At 63.7% G+C, this 16,669-nt stretch carries 12 protein-coding genes; 11 read left to right on the top strand and 1 reads right to left on the bottom strand.

Annotated elements, in window-relative coordinates:
- Positions 1–93 precede the first annotated feature (93 nt).
- The 3 genes from WNM05_RS10325 to WNM05_RS10335 all read left to right on the top strand — a co-directional run bounded on the left by WNM05_RS10325 (position 94) and on the right by WNM05_RS10335 (position 2,363).
- Positions 94–1,332, top strand: a complete 1,239-nt coding sequence (locus WNM05_RS10325; RefSeq protein WP_434634749.1) for a TIGR03862 family flavoprotein — start codon at positions 94–96, stop codon at positions 1,330–1,332.
- Positions 1,333–1,428: 96 nt separating this feature from the next.
- Positions 1,429–1,767 carry a YkgJ family cysteine cluster protein gene (locus WNM05_RS10330; RefSeq protein WP_434634751.1) on the top strand — a complete coding sequence of 113 codons (339 nt, stop codon included), beginning with the start codon at positions 1,429–1,431 and terminating at the stop codon, positions 1,765–1,767.
- A gap of 173 nt (positions 1,768–1,940) precedes the next feature.
- Complete coding sequence (locus WNM05_RS10335) at positions 1,941–2,363, top strand: DUF1801 domain-containing protein (RefSeq protein WP_434634753.1); 423 nt, start codon at positions 1,941–1,943, stop codon at positions 2,361–2,363.
- A 12-nt stretch (positions 2,364–2,375) separates the two neighbouring features.
- Here WNM05_RS10335 and WNM05_RS10340 read toward each other — a convergent pair whose 3' ends face one another.
- Positions 2,376–3,650, bottom strand: coding sequence for a DEAD/DEAH box helicase (locus tag WNM05_RS10340; RefSeq protein ID WP_434634755.1), 1,275 nt, complete (start codon positions 3,648–3,650; stop codon positions 2,376–2,378).
- 169 nt (positions 3,651–3,819) lie between these two features.
- On the opposite strand from WNM05_RS10340, the gene hflX reads away from it, so the two are divergent.
- The 8 genes from hflX to WNM05_RS10380 all read left to right on the top strand — a co-directional run bounded on the left by hflX (position 3,820) and on the right by WNM05_RS10380 (position 16,635).
- Positions 3,820–5,208, top strand: a complete 1,389-nt coding sequence (hflX, locus tag WNM05_RS10345; RefSeq protein ID WP_434634757.1) for a GTPase HflX — start codon at positions 3,820–3,822, stop codon at positions 5,206–5,208.
- Between the two features lie 503 nt (positions 5,209–5,711).
- The gene (locus tag WNM05_RS10350) at positions 5,712–7,850 is read left to right on the top strand and encodes a type I secretion system permease/ATPase (protein WP_434634758.1); all 2,139 of its coding nucleotides are present in this window, start codon (positions 5,712–5,714) and stop codon (positions 7,848–7,850) included.
- Between the two features lie 6 nt (positions 7,851–7,856).
- A complete protein-coding gene (locus WNM05_RS10355) occupies positions 7,857–9,278 on the top strand; it encodes an HlyD family type I secretion periplasmic adaptor subunit (RefSeq protein WP_434634760.1) in 1,422 nt (473 codons plus the stop codon).
- A 1-nt stretch (position 9,279) separates the two neighbouring features.
- The gene (locus tag WNM05_RS10360) at positions 9,280–10,506 is read left to right on the top strand and encodes a glycosyltransferase family 4 protein (protein WP_434634761.1); all 1,227 of its coding nucleotides are present in this window, start codon (positions 9,280–9,282) and stop codon (positions 10,504–10,506) included.
- Positions 10,507–10,571: 65 nt separating this feature from the next.
- Positions 10,572–10,970 (top strand): hypothetical protein, encoded by a 399-nt coding sequence (locus tag WNM05_RS10365; protein ID WP_434634762.1) that lies wholly within the window; start codon positions 10,572–10,574, stop codon positions 10,968–10,970.
- A gap of 93 nt (positions 10,971–11,063) precedes the next feature.
- Complete coding sequence (locus WNM05_RS10370) at positions 11,064–11,267, top strand: hypothetical protein (RefSeq protein WP_434634763.1); 204 nt, start codon at positions 11,064–11,066, stop codon at positions 11,265–11,267.
- Positions 11,257–11,445 (top strand): hypothetical protein, encoded by a 189-nt coding sequence (locus tag WNM05_RS10375; RefSeq protein ID WP_434634765.1) that lies wholly within the window; start codon positions 11,257–11,259, stop codon positions 11,443–11,445. Before WNM05_RS10370 ends, WNM05_RS10375 begins: the two co-directional genes overlap by 11 nt.
- A gap of 165 nt (positions 11,446–11,610) precedes the next feature.
- On the top strand, positions 11,611–16,635 hold the full coding sequence (locus WNM05_RS10380; protein ID WP_434634767.1) for a calcium-binding protein: 5,025 nt from the start codon (positions 11,611–11,613) through the stop codon (positions 16,633–16,635).
- Positions 16,636–16,669: the final 34 nt, after the last annotated feature.

Raw genomic sequence — 16,669 nt, forward strand, 5'->3', positions numbered from 1 at the left:
GCTGTGCTTGGGTTCGGCGCCGATTTCTGCAACAATCGCGCCCTTGTCGCCACGGCTATGGCGGAATCGGGACAGGAAACACAGGGAATGGGCATGAATGACGGAATGGGGCGCGGCGTCGCCATCATAGGCGGCGGACCGGCGGGCCTGATGGCGGCCGAGGTCTTGTCGCAGCGCGGCTACGCGGTGGACGTGTACGACGCGATGCCGTCCGTCGGCCGCAAATTCCTGCTGGCCGGCATAGGCGGGCTGAACATCACCCATTCCGAGCCGTACCCGGCCTTCGTCGGCCGCTACGGCGAGCGCGCCGGGCAGATCGAGCCGCTGCTGCGGGACTTCGACGCCGACGCGCTGCGCGCCTGGGTGCACGGCCTGGGCGTGGAGACCTTCGTCGGCAGCTCCGGCCGCGTCTTCCCGCGCGAGATGAAGGCCGCGCCGCTGCTGCGCGCCTGGCTGGGCCGGCTGCGAGCGGCCGGCGTGCGCATCCATGTGCGCCATCGCTGGCAGGGCTGGGGCGCCGACGGCGGCTTGCGTTTCGACACGCCGGACGGCGAACTGGCGGTGCGCGCCGACGCGACGTTGCTGGCGCTGGGCGGCGGCAGCTGGAAGAAGCTGGGCTCGGACGGCCGCTGGTTGCCGTGGCTGGCCGAGCGCGGCGTCGTGACCGCGCCGCTCGCGCCGTCCAACTGCGGTTTCGACGCCGACTGGAGCGACTTCTTCGCCGACAAGTTCGCCGGCGAGCCGCTGAAGGCCGTCGGCCTGTCCTTCCTGGGTTCCGATGGACGCGAGTTCAAGCGCGTCGGCGAATGCGTGATCACCAGGCACGGCATCGAGGGCAGCCTGATCTATGCCTGCTCGGCGCTGCTGCGCGACGAGATCGCCCGCGCCGGCGCCGCCACCTGCCATCTGGACCTGATTCCGGCCTGGGACGAAGCCAGGGTGCTGGCCGAGGTGGCGCACCCGCGCGGCTCGCGCTCGCTGTCCAGCCATCTGCAAAGCCGACTGAGCCTGAAGGGCGCGCGCGCCGGCATCCTGCGCGAGTGCCTGGACAAGGAATCGTTCCAGAACCCGACGGCGCTGGCCGCCGCGATCAAGCGGCTGCCGCTGACACTGACCGCGCCGCGGCCTATCGACGAGGCGATCAGCACCGCCGGCGGCGTCGACTTCGCCGCGCTGGACGCGCGGCAGATGCTCAGCGCGCTGCCCGGCGTGTTCTGCGCCGGCGAGATGCTGGACTGGGAAGCGCCGACCGGCGGCTATCTGCTGACCGCCTGCTTCGCCAGCGGCCGCGCGGCGGGGCTGGGCATCGCCGATTGGCTGGCATCAAGATAGTTTCGCTTGAAGACGGCTAGCAAGCCTGACAGAATACCCGAATCGCATTTCCTGCCCATCCCGGGCGCGATCCGCAACCTGTTTTTCTTGCTTGCCATGAGTGAAAAAAGCAATCCCTGCCAATCCTGCGGCGCGTGCTGCGCCAGCTTCCGCGTTTCCTTCTACTGGGCCGAGGCCGACGACGGCGGCGGTCTGGTGCCGAACACCCTGACCGAAAAAGTCAACGACTGGACCCGCTGCATGCGCGGCACCTGGTCCGGCAGCCCGCATTGCGCCGCGTTGCGGGGCGAGGTGGGCGCCGGCGTCGCCTGCGACATCTACCCGCGCCGCCCCAGCCCCTGCCGCGAGGTGGAGGCCGGCTCGCCGCAATGCCTGAGGGCGCGGGCGATGCATGGGCTGGGCGCGTTGCTGGACGAGGCCTTGCCCGTCGCCTGATGCGGGAAAGGCCGAGCCGTGTCGGCACGGTCATTCGGGCGCATCAATCGCAGCTTGGCATCGTCGAGCGGCTACGGCCATTATCCAATGGATGGCGCCACCGCCATGAACGCGAACGGACGGAAAGACGCGGGAGCATCGCGCAACCGGTCCGGCTCACCAGGGGAGGGACGATGCAACAGCCTGATTCGGCCGCGCCGGCGTCGGCGCGGATAGACGCGAGAATCGCCGAGCTGGCGGACTGGCGCGGCGAGGCGCTGGACAGGATGCGCCGGCTGATCCGCGAGGCGGACCCGGACATCGTCGAGGAATGGAAGTGGATGGGCACGCCGGTCTGGTCGCGTGGCGGCATCGTCTGCACCGGCGAATCGTACAAGTCGGTGGTGAAGCTGACCTTTCTGAAGGGCGCCTCGCTGGACGATCCGACCGGGCTTTTCAATGCCAGCCTGGACGGCAACGCCAGGCGCGCGATCGACATCCGGGACGGCGAGGAGGTGGACGCCGAGGCGTTCAAGGCGCTGGTCCGCGCCGCGATCGCGCTGAATCTTGCGGCCGGCAAGACAAGGTCGAAGCGAACGAAAACCGGTTCGGCCTGAGCGCCTGTCCCGTCAGCGCTCGTCCTGGCCGCTGTCGGCCTGCTGCCGGGCCGCGGCCTCGCGCAGCTTGTCCTTCTTGCTCTTGCGTTTGCCCTTGATGCCGCCGTTGCCGTCGGGGTCCGTCAGCGAGGCCGCCGGGACGGCGGTCCCGGTCGGCTCGAAGCCGGCGATTCGCTCGCGCGGCAGCTGCACCCGCTGGCGTTTCTCTATCAGCCGGAAATGGGCCGCGCAGTCGGCGCTGACGAAGCTGATGGCCTCGCCGCTGGCGCCGGCGCGGCCGGTGCGGCCGATGCGGTGGGTGTAGTCCACCGGCGAGCGAGGCAGGTCGTAGTTGACCACTACCGGCAGCCGGGCGATGTCTATGCCCCGCGCCGCCACGTCGGTGGCCACCAGCACCCGCAAGCGGCCCGACTTCAGATCGGCCAGCACCTGGCCGCGCTGGCTCTGGCTGCAATCGCCGTGCAGCGCGGCGGCCGCCACGCCGTTGCGCTGCAGCTTGCCGGCCACCCGGTCGGCCGCCTGCCGGCTGGCGACGAAGACCAGCGCCCGGTCCCAGCCATGGGTTTGCAGCAAGTGGCGCAGCAGCATCGTGCGCTTGTCGGCGTCGACCTCGATGGCGCGCTGGACGATGTCCGGCGCGGTGTCGGCGGTCTGTTCGATGTCTATCCGCGCGGGCTGTCTCAGCAGCGTCTCAGCCAGCCCCCGCACCGCCGGCGGGAAGGTGGCGGAAAACAGCAGGTTCTGCCGCGACGGCGGCAGGCGGGCCAGCACGCTGGCCAGCTCGTCCGCGAAGCCCAGGTCCAGCAGGCGGTCGGCCTCGTCCAGCACCAGGGTCTTGATCGACGACAAGCGCAGCGCGTTGTGGTCCAGCAGGTCGAGCAGCCGTCCCGGCGTGGCCACCACGATGTCGGCGCCGCCGCGCAGCGCCATCATCTGAGGATTGATCGATACGCCGCCGTAGACCACGGCCACTTTCAGCTTGCGCGGCAGCGCCTGGGCCAGATCGCTCAGGATGTCGCCGACCTGTGCCGCCAATTCGCGGGTGGGCAGCAAGACCAGTGCCCTGGGCTGGCGCAGCATCGCGCGCGGGCTGGCCAGCCATTGCTGCAGCAGCGGCAGGCAGAAGGCCGCGGTCTTGCCGGAGCCCGTCTGCGCGGTGGCCAGCACGTCCACGCCGTCCAGGATGGCGGGGATGGCGGCGTTCTGGATGGCGGTGGGCCGGATATAGCCTTGATCGATGGCGGACTGGACCAGGTCGGGCTGCAGGCCCAGGGAAGTAAATGGCATGAATGACGACAGCTATTGAATAAAGAGTAGGGGCCTGATGGCCATGAAGCGGCACGAGTATCGGCGGCGGCGGCCGTCCGGTCAAGGAAGACGCTCAACTTGCCAGCGGGAAACGCCGTTTGCGGGTACTATCTGGGCTCTGTCATCCAACAAGCAAAGCCATCCGTAGATGCAAACTGAAGTCAAAGAGAAGCCCCGCTACGCCATTGTGGCCTCGGTGCAGTTGCCGGAAGTCAGCGATGTCGAGTTCGAGGCCTCGCTCACCGAGCTGAGCGAGCTGGCCAAGACCCTGGGTTTCCAGGTGGTGCAGACCTTTGTGCAAAAGCGCAACAGCTTCGACCGCACCGCCTATATGGGCGTGGGCAAGCTGGAAGAAATCAGCCAATTCGTCAAGCGCGGCATCCGAGCCGACGAACTGGAAGACGATCCGCAGCAGATGGACGCCAGTGCCGTCGAGATCGACGCGCTGCTGGTGGACCACGAAATTTCGCCGTCGCAGGCGCGCAATCTGGAGCTGGCCGTCGGCTGCGAGGTGATGGACCGCACCATGGTCATCCTGGAGATCTTCCACCGCAACGCCCGCTCGCGCGCGGCGCGCGCCCAGGTGGAAATCGCCCGTCTCGGCTATATGGCGCCGCGCTTGCGCGAGGCGGCCAAGCTGGCCGGCCCGCAGGGCCGGCAGCGCAGCGGCATGGGCGGACGAGGCGCCGGCGAATCGCATACCGAGCTGGACCGCCGCAAGGTGCGCGACCGCATCGCCGAATTGCAGCGCGAAATCGTCGCGATGGAGCTGGAGCGCAAGACGCAGCGCGCGCGCCGTCTGGAGCGGCAGGGCCTGGGCCTGGGCGGGGTGTCGCTGGTGGGCTACACCAACGCCGGCAAGTCCACGCTGATGCGCGCGTTGACCGGCAGCGAGGTGCTGGTGGCCAACAAGCTGTTCGCCACGCTGGACACCACGGTGCGGGTGCTGTACCCGGAAAGCGTGCCGCGCGTGCTGGTCAGCGATACCGTCGGCTTCATCAAGAACCTGCCCCACGGCCTGGTGGCCTCGTTCAAGTCCACGCTGGAAGAGGCGCTGGACGCCTCGCTGCTGCTGCACGTGATCGACGCCAGCGACCCCGGCTTCCAGCGCCAGCTGGAAGTGACCGACGAGGTGCTGAAGGAGATCGGCGCCGACGAACTGCCGCGCATCCGCGTGTTCAACAAGATCGACCATGTCGGCGACGAAGACCAGCAGGCGGCTTGGGCCGCGGAACTGCAACAGCGCTATCCCGGCTGCGTGGTGATGAGCGCGCGCCGCCCGGACGACGTATCCAGCCTGCACGCGACCATCGTTTCCTTCTTCCAGCAGGACCTGGTGGAGGACGAGCTGCTGCTGCCGTGGTCTGCCCAGCAGCTGCGCGGCGAAATCTACAGCCACTGCCAGGTGCTGGAGGAGCATGCAGAGGAAGAGGGCAGCCGCTTCCGCGTCCGCGGCGAGCCGGAAAAACTGCGCAGCCTGCGCGAGCAACTCAATCCCGGCTCGCAGGGCCGGGAGAAGGAGTATTGGGAAGTGTGACGAGGCGCTTGCCGCAAGCGCGACATTGCTGTTTGGCGAAAAGCCTTCCCGACTCGGGAAGGCTTTTTAATTTTTGCTGCCTGCTACCTGTATTCTCCTATTCAGCTTTTGGGTGAATTTGAGACGATTCTTAATTTTTTTGAAAAAGCGGGTCAGGCATTGTCGGTTGTTATTGTAGAAGGAGTAACAGCATTGGCTATGGGAGGCTTAATTGCCGATTTGTGGCGAAAATTCAAAGTCCTTTTTTCTACGCAGGAAAAGCCGCGGCCCTTGAGTGGTCAGGGCGCGGAGGGTTTTGCTGCATAGGGGAGAGATCGGCAGTAAGCGCAATGTTCGGAACGTTATGATTAATTTCTGATGCATGATAAATAATAATAAATATATCTGTGGTCAGCTATTGATTGTTTTGCAACAAATATCATCCATCAGAGGTGATGAGCTTTGACCGATAAGTAATTTTGTTAAAGTATGTGGGCATTTAAATTTTGCCCATGGTGTGTTTTATGGAAACCACCATATCGCGTGTGGTCGAAAACAGCCGACTGGACCATGGTTTATTAGGCTTGGTGCTGTTGGCCCAGTTCCACGGCATTGCCGCCGATCCCCAGCAACTCTCTCACCAGTTCGGCCGTTCCGCCGATCCGTTTACCGAAACCGATCTCCTCCTCGCTGCCAAGCGCCTGGAACTGAAAGCCAAGATTGTCCGCCAGCCGCTGGATCGCCTTGGGTTGATGGCGCTGCCGGCGCTGGCGCTGGCCGCCAACGGCGAGCACTTCATCGTCGCCCGCTGCGATGACGGCAAGGTCTTGATCCACGATCTGAAGCAGGGCCGCCCTGTGGTGTTGAGCCTGGCCGAGCTGGCGGCGCGCTACGATGGCCGGCTGCTGGTGGTGGCGTCGCGCGCGTCGGCGGCCGGTGCGCTGGCCAAGTTCGACTTCACCTGGTTCGTGCCGGCCGTCGTCAAGTACCGCAAGCTGCTGCTGGAGGTGCTGGGCGTGTCCTTGGCGTTGCAGCTGTTCGCGTTGGTGACGCCGCTATTCTTCCAGGTGGTGATGGACAAGGTGCTGGTCAACCGCGCCTTTAACACGCTGGACGTGATCGCCGTCGGCCTGCTGGGCTTGTCGGTGTTCAACGTGATCCTGTCCGCCTTGCGCGGCCACGTGTTCGCCCACACCACCAGCCGCATCGACGTCGAGCTGGGCGCGCGCTTGTTCCGTCACCTGCTGGCGCTGCCGCTGGCCTATTACGAGGCTCGCCGGGTCGGCGACACGGTGGCGCGGGTGCGCGAGCTGGATACCATCCGCAACTTCCTGACCGGTCAGGCGCTGACCACGGTGCTGGACCTGCTGTTCTCCTTCGTGTTCCTGGCGGTGATGTGCTATTACAGCGGCTGGCTGACGCTGCTCGTGGCGGTATCGCTGCCGTGCTACGCCGCCTGGTCGGCGTTGCTGACGCCGCTGTTGCGCCGGCGGCTGGACGAGAAGTTCGCCCGCGGCGCGGACAACCAGTCTTTCCTGGTGGAGTCGGTCGGCGGCATCGGCACCATCAAGTCGATGGCGGTGGAGCCGCACATGACCCGGCGCTGGGACAACCAGCTGGCCGCTTACGTGGCCGCCGGCTTCCGCGTGACGCGGCTGGCCAATATCGGCCAGAACGGCGTGCAGCTGATCCAGAAGCTGGTGACGGTGGCCACGCTGTGGTTGGGCGCCAAGCTGGTGATCGGCGGCGAGCTGTCGGTGGGCCAGCTGATCGCCTTCAATATGCTGGCCGGCCAGGTGGCGGCGCCGGTGGTGCGGCTGGCCCAGCTGTGGCAGGACTTCCAGCAGGTGGGCATTTCGGTGGAGCGGCTGGGCGACATTCTCAACACCCGCACCGAGCTGCCGGCCAGCCGCGCGATGCTGCCGGCCATCCAGGGCAAGATCGAGTTCGACCAGGTGGTGTTCCGCTACCGCCCGGACGGTCCGGAGATCCTGCGCCGGCTGAGCCTGGAGATCGGCGCCGGCGAGGTGGTGGGCATCGTCGGCCGCTCCGGCTCCGGCAAGAGCACGCTGAGCAAGCTGGTGCAGCGGCTGTACGTGCCGGAATCCGGCCGCGTGCTGGTGGACGGCCATGACCTGGCGCTGGCCGATCCGGCCTGGCTGAGGCGACAGATCGGCGTGGTGCTGCAGGAGAACCTGCTGTTCAACCGCAGCGTGCGCGACAATATCGCGCTGTCCGATCCGGGCATGCCGCTGGAGGCGGTGATCCGCGCCGCCCAATTGGCCGGCGCCCACGACTTCATCATGGAACTGGCCGAGGGCTACGACACCGTGGTCGGCGAGCACGGCGCCAGCCTGTCCGGCGGCCAGCGCCAGCGCATCGCCATCGCCCGAGCGCTGGTCGGCAACCCGCGCATCCTGATCCTGGACGAGGCCACCAGCGCGCTGGACTACGAATCCGAGCGCGCGGTGATGCGGAACATGCGCGCGATCTGCCAGGGCCGCACCGTGCTGATCATCGCCCACCGGCTGTCCACCGTGCGCGGCGCCCATCGCATCATCGCGATGGACAAGGGCGTCATCGTCGAGGCCGGCAGCCATGCCGAGCTGCTGCAAAAGCCGGGCGGCTACTACGCCCATCTCCACCGCCTGCAGCAAGGATAAGCCGCGATGAAACATCGAATCGAGGCGCTGAAGGCCTTTCTGCAACGTTACCGCCAGGTCTTCGCCGACCACTGGTCCATCCGCCACCAGCTCGACCCCAAACCGCGCAGCGCGGACGAATTGGCCTTCCTGCCGGCCCACCTGGAGCTGACCGACAGTCCGGCCTCGCCATTGCCGCGCTGGAGCATGCGTGTCATCGTCGCGCTGTTCGGCTGCGCGTTGCTGTGGGCGCTGATCGGCCAGCTGGACATCGTCGCCGTCGCCGCCGGCAAAACCGTCAGCGGCGGCCGCACCAAGATCATCCAGCCGCTGGAGCCCGGCGTGGTCCAGGCCATCCACGTGCGCGACGGCCAACTGGTCAAGGCCGGCCAACTGCTGATCGAACTGGACGCCACCGCGGTCAGCGCCGACAAGCGCAAGGCGGACGAGGCGCAAGACGTGGCGCAACTGACGGCCGCCCGCTACCAGGCGCTGCTGACGGCGCTCGACAACGGCAGGCTGCCGCAACTGGCGGCGCTGGACGGCGTCGAGCCGGCCAAACAACTGAACGAAGAGACGCTGGCCGTCGGCCAATGGCGCGCCTACCAGGCCAAGCGCGACGCGCTGCAAGCCACCTTGAGACAGCGCGAGGCCGAGCTGTCCACCGTCCGCCAACAGGTGCTGAAGCTGCAGGGCACGGTGCGGCTGGCCGAAGCGCGCGAGCACGACTACCAGGAATTGCTGGACAAGAACTTCATCTCCAGGCACGCCTACCTGGACAAGCAGCAGGCGCGCATCGAGCAGCAGGGCGATCTGGCCAGCCAGCAGAGCCGCATCCGGGAACTGGCCGCCGCCCTCGCCAGCCAGCGGCAGGAGCTGGAAGCGTTGAGCGCCGACTTCCGCCGCGACGCGCTGGACAAGCTGCGCGAAGCGCGCGAGCAGACCACCCAGTCCGGCGAGGACGTGAAGAAGACCGGCCGCCGTCAGGCGCTGACCCGGCTGACCGCGCCGGTGTCCGGCAGCGTGCAGCAATTGGCCATCCACACCGTCGGCGGCGTGGTCACCGAGGCCCAGCCGCTGCTGGCGGTGGTGCCGGCCAATGAAACGCTGGAGGTGGAAGCGCAGATCGAAAACAAGGACATCGGCTTCGTCCGGCCGGGCCAGACGGTGACGGTCAAGGTGGAAAGCTTCCCCTACACCCGCTACGGCTATCTGGACGGCGTGGTGGAAAGCGTCAGCCACGACGCGCAGCAAGACGAAAAGCGCGGCCTGCTGTTCCCGGCCCGCATCCGGCTGAAGCAAAACCACCTGCTGATAGACGGCGCCCGCGTCAATCTGAGCGCCGGCATGGCGGTCAGCGCCGAAATCAAGACCGGCCGCCGCCGGGTGATCGACTACTTCCTCAGCCCGCTGCAGGAACACGTCGGCGAAGGCCTGCGGGAGCGTTGAGATGAAGATCCTGCTGATCCACCAGAACTTCCCCGGCCAGCTGTGCCACATCGCCAACGATTTGAAAACCCGGGCCGACGTCGAACTGCTGGCGGTGGGGCGCGACACCGCGCCCGGCTTGCCGGGCGTGCGGCTGCTGCGCTACCGGCCGCACCGCGGTCCGCGCCGGGAAACGCATCCCTACCTGCTCAGCTACGAAGACGCGGTGCTGCATGGCCAGGCGGTGCTGCGGACCCTGCTGCCGCTGGCCCGGCGCGGCTACCGGCCCGACGTCATCCTGGCCCATCCGGGCTGGGGCGAGACGCTGTTCCTGAAAGACCTGTTTCCCGACGCGCGGCTGATCCACTACTGCGAATACTTCTACCACGGTCGCGGCGCCGACGCCGACTTCGACCCGGAATTCCCGCTCAGCCTGGACGCCGCGGCGCGGCTGCGCGCGCGCAACGCGCTGCACCTGCTGAACCTGGACAACGCCGACGCCGGCATCTGCCCGACCCGTTGGCAGTACAGCCTGCATCCGGCCGCCTACCGCGACAAACTGCACATCGCGCACGAAGGCATCCGCACCGAACTGCTGGGCTCGGACCCGAGCGCCGAACTGACGCTGCCGAACGGCCGCAGGCTGCGGGCCGGACAGCCGATTGTCAGCTATGTCGCGCGCAACCTGGAACCCTACCGCGGTTTCCACGTCTTCATGCGCGCGCTGCCGGAGCTGTTACGGGCCGAGCCGGACTGTCAGGTGGTGATCGTCGGCGGCGACGGCATCAGCTACGGCAACGCGCCGACGGACGCCGCCAACTGGCGCGAGAAGCTGCTGCGGGAAAACCCCGTCGATCTGAACCGGGTGCACTTCCTGGGCAAGGTGCCGTACGACGTCTATCGCAAAGTGCTGCAAGTCTCCGCCGTCCATGTCTACCTGACTTACCCCTTCGTGCTGTCGTGGAGCCTGCTGGAAGCGATGGCCAGCGGCTGCCGCATCGTGGCGTCGGACACGGCGCCGGTGCGCGAGCTGGTGCGCGACGGGGTGAACGGGCGCCTGGTGGGCTTCTTCGATCGGGACGCTTTGATGGAGCAGGTGAGGGGAGCGTTACGGGACGAGATGGCGGAGATGCGGCGCCAGGCACGCTTGTCGACTGAGCGTTTTGGTGTGTCTGGCGCCCAGGCGGCATATCGCAAGTCATTGGGCGTGCCTGAATGGGCGATGGCTGGGTCAGTGGCAGTGAGTTGATTTCTCATCGGAAATATGCAGCGGCGTGGAAAACTTTCCGGATCGGGTCAACGAGGGAGGTTGAAATGAAGAAGGCAATAATCGCAATGATTGCAATCATCGCAATAGCGATGGGGGTTTCTTTCTACTCTCGGCAGGACATGGTGGATTGCAACATCGTTGTCGATATCAAGCAGATTCGGAAGGTAAATCGAAAAGCAAGAGTGGATATCGCGGATGTTGTTAGGAAGCATGTGGCCGTGGGTGATGGGAGGGAGAAGGTTGAGCAGTACTTAAAGGCGTGCAGATTTAGATGGCGTCAGTTGCCGAATGCGACCGATAAAAAGCAAGAAGTAATAGCGGCTTATATTGATGAAAGCAGCAGAAACTTTTTAGGGTTTCATGATGAATTTCGAGTTGTTTTGGATTTTGAAGATGGTGTCGTGGCTAAGGCTGAAGGGTGGATATTTTATCATGTCTCGTGATTTTGAGTGGTGCCTGCGTTTGGAATATGGAGTGGTTTGGTGATGGAGAGCGATGCAATGAGGAGGTGGGTGTGCAATAAAAGGAGATTGAAAGTGAGAGCAGTTGTAGTTGTAATCATTGCGAGTATTCTCGCTTCTCTTCAGGGCGGCGTGATGGAGGGCGGCATTGTTGGCGACGTCAGGGAACTGAGAAAGGTAAATAGACGTATTGAAGTGGATATTTCAGATATCGCAAGAAAGCATGTGGCGCTTGGGCAAAAAAAAAGAAAAGGTAGAGAAATATTTTATGGAGCATAATTTCAAAATAAATTATGTGCCGATTGTTGCTGATGAAAAAAAAGCCATCATTGCTGTTTATGTTGTGGAGAGTTCAAGGAATGTTTTAGGGTTTCATGATGAAATTCGAGTCATTGTTGATTTGGAGAGTGATGTGGTGAGCAGTATTCGCGGCAGGCTTATCTATCGTATGTCATGACGCTTGGGCTGATTAAGAGGTGATCCCATGGAAAGGATAGAAGTCAGATATATTTTGCTCGATCTAAACTACTATCATAAATATATTGTGTATACGGACTCGAGTGGTCGGCAGTATGCTGCGCGAGGCGGCCCATCTCCAGCGTATGATAATGAAAATGTTTTGTTGGATTTTTTTAAGGCGCAAAGCGGACCTTGTGAATCGCCTTTTGGTGATATCAAAACACGGGATGGAGTGTATGAACAGGGCTTTGTGGACTATGACGAGGAAGGGGATGATCCAAGGGAGGTGATTAAGGAAGGAAAAGATCTTTCATCTGATTGGCAAAAAATCAAGGATGCGATGCGCGATATTGGCAATGAGGGCCATGAGTACCGTCCTTTGGATCAGAATTCGAATACTGTAGTAGACGAAGCATTGCGGCGATCTGGCCTTCCCGAGCCGAAGAACGACACTATCGGTGAAGATTGGGCGCCCGGTTCTGGAAACAATTTGCCTGGCGGGGCGGATGATGCGGCAGATGGCATCAGCTCATATGCATGGAAAACTCTTTCAAAGCTGATATGCGCCAACGAGTTTCCCGATTTCAGCAAGTCGACCCAGACGATCTCGCCAATCATCATCGATCTCGATGGCGATGGCGTGGAGACGGTTTCCCGCGCCCGAGGTGCGTATTTCGACTTGGATGGCAACCGTTTTGCCGAGAGAACGGGCTGGGTGGGCGGCGATGACGCCTTGCTGGTGCTGGATCGCAATGGCAATGGCGTGATCGACGGTGGCGGCGAGCTGTTTGGCAGTGAGACACTGCTGGTCAATGGCGAGAAAGCGGGCAATGGCTTCGATGCGTTGCTCGAGCTGGATGGCAACCACGATGGAAAACTGGACAGCCGGGACGAGGCCTGGTCCAGGCTGAAGCTGTGGCAGGACAACGATGGCGATGGCGTCAGCCGCGAGGATGAATTGAAAACGCTGTCCGAGTCCGGGTTGGCTTCGCTCGATCTGCGGTATGCCACGCAAGACAAGACCGACGAGGCGGGCAACCAGCACAAGCAGGCCAGCCAGGCGCAATGGGAGGATGGCCGCAGCACGGACGCCATTGACGTATGGTTTGCAGTGAATCGCGCGGACTCCAGAAGTATCGATGTCACGGCCTTGCCGGCGGATTTGCTGCAATTGCCGACCGCGCGCGGGTTTGGCGAACTGCCGGATCTGCGCCAGGCGATGCTGAGTGACGGGGACTTGCGGGATCTGGTCGAGCAATATGTCGCGGCGGAAACGCCGGAAGCCGCCAAGGCTTTGCTATTGCCGCTGATCTATCGATGGGCGGGGGTGGACGATGTCGATCCGGCAAGCAGGGATCCTGGCAAGGTCTACGGACATGTGATGGATGCGCGCCAACTGGTGGCTTTGGAAAAGCTGGTCGGCGAGGGATATGTCGGCATCTGGTGCTGGGGAGAGCGTGATGCCAATCCGCATGGCGTGGCGGCGCCGTTGCTGAAGGCCGAGTTCGACAAGTTCGCCGGCCATGTCGAAGCCCAGTTGCTGGCGCAGACCGAGTTCAAGCCGGTGATGGACAAGACATCCATCCGATACGATACCGAGCGGAAAAAAATAGCCATGGATTGGTCGGAGATGAACGCATTCATCAAGGCATTGGCTGGCCTGGGCGAGTTGAGGCAGCTGGATCGCTTCAACGAGATGCTCAATCACCTGGGAAATTACAACCGCTTCTTTCGTGATGCCTATCGGGAAAACTTGGCGGCGTTGATGCCCAGCTTGTCTGCCGAGGCGAAGGCGGTTCTGCAGTACAAGGTATTGCTTGGCGATGGAACAGACGACACGCTTGATGGCGGGGGCGGCGATGACAGGATTTTGGGTGTCGGCGGCAATGACGTTTTGAATGGCGGCGCGGGAAATGATCTGCTTGAGGGAGGCGATGGCGACGATGTACTCAATGGCGGCGCGGGAGCCGATACTTTGCGGGGCGGAGCCGGCAATGATGCGCTGTTGGCAGACTGGTGGGAGGGGGGCAATGTCTTTGACGGAGGAGCGGGCGAGGACACGATGGTCGGCAGCCATGCCAAGGACGCGTATCTGTTCAACTTGGGCGATGGGCAGGATGTGATCACCGACAATGCGCAGCACTACCGGCATCATGCCGGCTGGAACGCCAGTTTTCGAGACGAGCTGATATTCGGCGCCGGCATCGACCCGGGAGATGTCAAGGTTGCGCGAGACGGCGACGACATGTTGTTTCAGGTTGGCAGTGGCGGCGATAGCGTGCGGGTAAAGGACTGGTTCGCCGACAAGGCGTTCTGGATCGAGCGGCTGATTTTTGCCGACGGTACGGAATGGGATGCGAAGAGCGTGACGGATCAGGTGCAGCGTCCGGGCGATGACGATGATGCGTATGCCGTGGTTTATGGCACGGCGGGGATCGATGTGCATGGTTTGGACGGTAGCGACACGCTGGCTGGTGGCGGTCTGGCCGACTCGCTGTATGGCGACGCCGGGCAGGACTCTCTGAGTGGAGGGGATGGCAGCGACAGTCTGTTCGGCGGCGCGGGCAACGATACGCTGAACGGCGGCAACGGCGACGATCTGCTGGAAGGCGGCGACGGTGACGATGTGCTGAATGCCGGCTCCGGCGTCAATATCTTGCGCGGCGGGGCCGGCGACGACGAGCTGAACAACAACTGGGGCGGCCGCCACAACACCTTCGAAGGCGGTGCCGGCGACGACACCATCAACGGCAGCATCGAGAAGGATCGCTACCTGTTCAATCTGGGCGATGGCCAGGACCGGATCGTCGACAACTGCAGCGACTATCGCCACCGAGGCGACGAGGACGAGAACTTCCGCGACGAGTTGGTGTTCGGCGTCGGTATTCGCCCGGGGGATATAGAAGCTGTTTGCGATGGAAATGACATGGTGTTCCGGGTTGGCGGCGGTGGCGACAGCATACGCGTGCAAAACTGGTTCGCCGACAAGGCGTTCTGGGTCGAGCGGCTGGTCTTTGCCGATGGCACGGAATGGGGTGCGAAGATGTTGACTGAACAGGTCTCGGCGTGCAGCGATGGCGATGATAGCTATGTGGCGACGCCTGGCGACGTCGCGCGAGATGTGCATGGCCTGGATGGCGACGACACGTTGAGCGGCGGAGGTCTGGCCGACTCGCTGTATGGCGACTCCGGGCAGGACTCCCTGAGTGGAGGGGACGGCAGCGACAGTCTGTTTGGCGGCGCGGGCAACGATACGCTGAACGGCGGCAGCGGCGATGATCTACTGGAAGGTGGAGACGGCAACGATGTGTTGAACGCAGGCTCCGGCGTCAATACCTTGCGCGGCGGAGCCGGCGACGACGAGCTGAACAACAACCGGGGCGGCCACCATAACACCTTCGAAGGCGGTGCAGGCGACGACACCATCAACGGCAGCATCGAGAAGGACCGCTACCTGTTCAATCTGGGCGATGGCCAGGACCGGATCGTCGACAACTGCAGCGACTATCGCCACCGGGGCGACGAGGACGATAACTTCCGCGACGAATTGGTGTTCGGCGCGGGCATCCGCCCGGAAGACGTCAAGGCCGGTCGCGACGGCGACGACATGTTGTTCCAGACCGGTGGAGACAGCGTGCGGGTGCGGGACTGGTTTGTCGACAAGGCGTTCTGGATCGAACGGGTGCGTTTCGCCGACGGCGCTGAGTGGGGGGCGCAGAGCCTGACCGACCAGGCGCAGCGTCCGGGCGATGGCGACGATGCGTATGCCGTGGTCTCCGGTGCGGCTGGCATGGACGTGCATGGTCTGGACGGCAACGACACGCTGGGCGGCAACTACCTGGCTGATTCTCTGCACGGCGATACGGGGCAGGACTTGCTGAATGGCGGGGATGGTCACGACAGCCTGTTCGGCGGCGCGGGCGGCGATACGCTGAACGGCGGCAATGGCGACGATCTGCTGGACGGCGGCGACGGCGACGATGTGCTGAATGCCGGCTCCGGCGTCAATACCTTGCGCGGCGGAGCCGGCGACGACGAGCTGAACAACAACCGGGGCGGCCGCCACAACACCTTCGAAGGCGGTGCCGGCGACGACACCATCAACGGCAGTGTCGAGAAGGACCGCTACCTGTTCAATCTGGGCGATGGCCAGGACCGGATCGTCGACAACTGCGGCGACTATCGCCACCGGGGCGACGAGGACGAGAACTTCCGCGACGAATTGGTGTTCGGCGCGGGCATCCGCCCGGAAGACGTCAAGGCCGGTCGCGATGGCGACGACATGTTGTTCCAGACCGGTGGAGACAGCGTGCGGGTGCGGGACTGGTTTGTCGACAAGGCGTTCTGGATCGAACGGGTGCGTTTCGCCGACGGCGCTGAGTGGGGGGCGCAGAGCCTGACCGACCAGGCGCAGCGCCCGGGCGATGGCGACGATGCGTATGCCGTGGTCTCCGGTGCGGCAGGCATGGACGTGCATGGTCTGGACGGCAACGACACGCTGGGCGGCAACTACCTGGCTGACTCTCTGCACGGCGATACGGGGCAGGACTTGCTGAATGGCGGGGATGGTCACGACAGCCTGTTCGGCGGCGCGGGCGGCGATACGCTGAACGGCGGCAATGGCGACGATCTGCTGGACGGCGGCGACGGCGACGATGTGCTGAATGCCGGCTCCGGCGTCAATACCTTGCGCGGCGGGGCCGGCGACGACGAGCTGAACAACAACCGGGGCGGCCACCATAACACCTTCGAAGGCGGTGCCGGCGACGATACCATCAACGGCAGTGTCGAGAAGGACCGCTACCTGTTCAATCTGGGCGATGGCCGGGACCGGATTGTCGACAACTGCGGCGACTACCGCAACCATGGCGATTGGGACGAGAACTTCCGAGATGAGTTGCGCATGGGCGTGACAGCCGACCGATTGTTTTTCCGCCAGTCCGCAGATCATCTGGAGATCAGCATCATCGGCACGGAGGACAAGGTGACGGTGAATAACTGGTTCCTGGACAAGGCCTATCAGGTTGAACGGTTTGAAACTTCCGACGGAAAAATCCTGATGTCCAGCCAGGTACAATCGCTGGTCGATGCGATGGCGGGATTTTCCCCGTCAAGCGATGCATCGGAAGCAATGCCCGCCGAGTTCGACGTCGTGCAGCAGTCGATTGTGTCGTCGACTTGGCAGTAGCTTCGGCCCCGATAATGGCCAGATTCTCGGGATC

Source organism: Chromobacterium sp. CV08 (assembly GCF_051129845.1).
GTDB lineage: Bacteria > Pseudomonadota > Gammaproteobacteria > Burkholderiales > Chromobacteriaceae > Chromobacterium.

Excerpts from the sequence above, each read along its gene's own strand:
- WNM05_RS10325 (WP_434634749.1), top strand. The coding sequence starts at position 94 with ATGAATGACGGAATGGGGCGCGGCGTCGCCATCATAGGCGGCGGACCG.
- WNM05_RS10330 (WP_434634751.1), top strand. The coding sequence starts at position 1,429 with ATGAGTGAAAAAAGCAATCCCTGCCAATCCTGCGGCGCGTGCTGCGCC.
- WNM05_RS10335 (WP_434634753.1), top strand. The coding sequence starts at position 1,941 with ATGCAACAGCCTGATTCGGCCGCGCCGGCGTCGGCGCGGATAGACGCG.
- WNM05_RS10340 (WP_434634755.1), bottom strand. The coding sequence starts at position 3,650 with ATGCCATTTACTTCCCTGGGCCTGCAGCCCGACCTGGTCCAGTCCGCC.
- hflX (WP_434634757.1), top strand. The coding sequence starts at position 3,820 with ATGCAAACTGAAGTCAAAGAGAAGCCCCGCTACGCCATTGTGGCCTCG.
- WNM05_RS10350 (WP_434634758.1), top strand. The coding sequence starts at position 5,712 with ATGGAAACCACCATATCGCGTGTGGTCGAAAACAGCCGACTGGACCAT.
- WNM05_RS10355 (WP_434634760.1), top strand. The coding sequence starts at position 7,857 with ATGAAACATCGAATCGAGGCGCTGAAGGCCTTTCTGCAACGTTACCGC.
- WNM05_RS10360 (WP_434634761.1), top strand. The coding sequence starts at position 9,280 with ATGAAGATCCTGCTGATCCACCAGAACTTCCCCGGCCAGCTGTGCCAC.
- WNM05_RS10365 (WP_434634762.1), top strand. The coding sequence starts at position 10,572 with ATGAAGAAGGCAATAATCGCAATGATTGCAATCATCGCAATAGCGATG.
- WNM05_RS10375 (WP_434634765.1), top strand. The coding sequence starts at position 11,257 with ATGGAGCATAATTTCAAAATAAATTATGTGCCGATTGTTGCTGATGAA.